General features: G+C 48.0%; 1 protein-coding gene and 1 pseudogene. One reads left to right on the forward strand and one right to left on the reverse strand.

The genetic code is table 11. From position 1 onward, the window contains the following. Nucleotides 1–309 (reverse strand): annotated as a pseudogene (locus Q0340_RS07360) (elongation factor P); the annotation flags it as partial. An 88-nt stretch (nucleotides 310–397) separates the two neighbouring features. Here Q0340_RS07360 and Q0340_RS07365 point away from each other — a divergent pair. After that, nucleotides 398–1138: a hypothetical protein gene (locus Q0340_RS07365; protein WP_298082776.1), complete on the forward strand. Its 741-nt coding sequence runs from the start codon at nucleotides 398–400 to the stop codon at nucleotides 1136–1138. Nucleotides 1139–1757 lie beyond the last annotated feature (619 nt).

Genomic DNA, 1757 nt, shown 5'->3' on the forward strand with positions numbered 1-1757 from the left:
TTTCGCTTCGCCCACATCCTCATCGCTGATCGCGATCTGTTCGTAGCTATCGGTATCCATAAACTGACACGCCTCGCCGTCGTCGTAGAGATACTGCATCTCTTTTTCCTCAAGATTCGGCGCTTCGCATTTATCGCCGGCGTGGAAGGTCTTTTCAAGCACCTTGCCGTCGATGAAGGATTTGATCTTAGCGCGCACGAACGCCGCTCCCTTACCCGGTTTTACGTGCTGATACTCTACGATTTTATACGGAATGCCGTCGATTTCGATCTTCAAACCCTTTTTTAAATCACCCATTGAATAAGCCATAAATTTCTCCTTAAATTGATAGGGCGCGATTATAACAAATTTTATTTTAAATTGATATAATTGGCGAAATTTTAAGGGGAGGGAAGCTATGAAAAAACTCATCTACGTTTTGGCTGCGTGTGCGGCTTTTGTGCTCGGTGCGAATGCGAACGAAGCGGAATTCGTAAAAAACCTAAAGCAAAGTCTAAATGATAAAAACGCTCAGCTCATCTCGATCGACAAGCTAAACTCGCTAAACGGGCTAAATTTGCTGATCGTCCGCTCGGGCGAGAAAAAAGAGGCGTTTTTAGCTAGCGACGACGCCAAAAGCCTAGTGGCAGTGACTGAGGAGCCTAAGCTTGCGGACGCGGCGGACGCGGCGCTGTTTAAGATGAGAACTCAAATTTTAAAGGACGCCAGGGATGCCGCCGCACTTGAGCTACTAAAGAGCATAAATCCGGCGAGATTTGCTTATATCGAGTCGTTTGATAAAAATAATCCCTACGTGACCTACATCGTGGGCGATCCGGAGTGTCCGTATTGCGCCGAGGAGATGAAGAGGATCACAAAGCATCTTCGCAACAGCAACGTAAAATTGATCTTTGCGCCGGTGCACGGCAAGAGCGCGTTTATCAAATCGGCGCTGGTTTTAAAGCGGCTGAAGGCCCTCTCTCCGAGCGATCAAAAGGGCGCGATCGACGTGATCGAGAAATACTACGACAAGGACGTGCAGGTAAGCGATGCGGACGTCTCAAAAGCCGAGCTTGACGCCGTATATGCGGACACCAAGACGCTGTTTTCTAAAGGCGTGATCAAATCAGTCCCATACGTAATCAAGGCGAAAAAATAATCTAAATTTGAGGAATTTAGGGCGCGAGGTTTGTATATGAGCAGCGCGAGTTTGCTTACATATAGCGAGTGTTTGCTTATCAATAGTCGCGGGAAATTCGCAAGTGGCTGATTTGTGCGTGGGCGACGTAGCCGTCTAAACCTATGCTAAAATTTAGTGATAGAATTTTAAAAACTCGCATTTGGTGATTGGCGGATTTTCTGCTTGCAGATTGTGTTTAAAATTTGCTGTCATAGTGTGCCCCTGATAGCGCGCTGTCTGCCTATCCACAGCGCTGCCGTCCGCTCAACACACCTTCATACCGCCTATCGATAGCGCGTCTGCCATGCCTTGCGCTTACCAATGCTCTGCCTGTGCCGCCCGTAGATAGCGTATCCGTAGGTAGCACCCCACTTATTTCTTGCGGCATACCGTACGCGCACGGTACCGCTCGCTCGCGCCATATTCTAGGCTTTTTTGGCGCGCAGTTCAAAGTAAAATTTTAAAATCCTCGAGTGAGAAGAGTAAAATTTTATCGCTTTTTAGGCTTGCTAGCTCGCCGCTAAAGCCGCTTTTGGAAAACAACGCGAGCAGATCGGGCGCGAGGTGCGCTTTTTCGCATTTGAGTATGAGCTCATTT

Origin of the sequence: uncultured Campylobacter sp. (genome assembly GCF_938045595.1) — a bacterium.
Taxonomy (GTDB): Bacteria; Campylobacterota; Campylobacteria; order Campylobacterales; family Campylobacteraceae; genus Campylobacter_B.

Bases quoted from the DNA above. Each gene is read 5' to 3' on its own strand.
- Q0340_RS07365 (WP_298082776.1), top strand. From the start codon at position 398: ATGAAAAAACTCATCTACGTTTTGGCTGCGTGTGCGGCTTTTGTGCTC.